Annotated in this window: 1 protein-coding gene; it reads right to left on the bottom strand. The window is 60.9% G+C overall.

Features of this window, described 5'->3' with window-relative positions; all coding sequences use genetic code 11:
• Positions 1-652 (bottom strand): hypothetical protein (locus tag BXP70_RS30235; RefSeq protein ID WP_179197915.1); only part of this gene is annotated, 652 nt, incomplete at both ends.

Genomic DNA, 652 nt, shown 5'->3' with positions numbered 1-652 from the left:
ATCGGGCTTGCCGACCGCCGTTTTGGTGCGATACTCCATCCGCAGGGCGAAGTCGGTCGAGCCTCCGGTGGGGAAGCCGTTGCCGTTGCCGGTCACCACGAAGTCAAACATGGCTTCTTTCGACAGGCCTGTGGTGTCGGTGGTCACGCACTTGACCTGCCAGTTGCCATCGTAGATCATATTGAGCAGCGCGAAGGAGGTGCCGTGCACCTGATCCGGCCCGCCATTGGCGTAGGCGCCGCTGCCGGCCGGACCAGTGAAGCTCCACGTGCGCGTGTACTCGCCATTGCCACCTTCCTCCAAGATGGTGAAGGAAACCGAGTTCTTGGGCTTGCTGAAGCCCCACACGCCATTCGTCTGCTTCACGTCGTCGTCTGGCGTGATGCTGGTGCTCAGCGGCGTCGGCCCCGTGCCACCACCGCCGCCCCCGGTACCAATTCCATCGAGGATGCTTTGCTTGATGCGGAAGGTCTTACGCGTGACGTTGTCATCGCCTACTACGTCCTCGATAGCAAAGTGCTCGGAGGCAAAAAAGAAGTCCTGCGTAGCTTCTGCCGCCACCTTGCCATCTTCCCCTAGCGGCGCATAGCTGGCAAATTCAGCATCGGAGGTGAAGCGTTTATCTTCCGACTCGACCACCTGCGCGGCCGTA

This window comes from Hymenobacter crusticola (assembly GCF_002154225.1).
Lineage (GTDB): Bacteria > Bacteroidota > Bacteroidia > Cytophagales > Hymenobacteraceae > Hymenobacter > Hymenobacter crusticola.
This window is presented reverse-complemented; position numbering and strand designations above follow the sequence as displayed.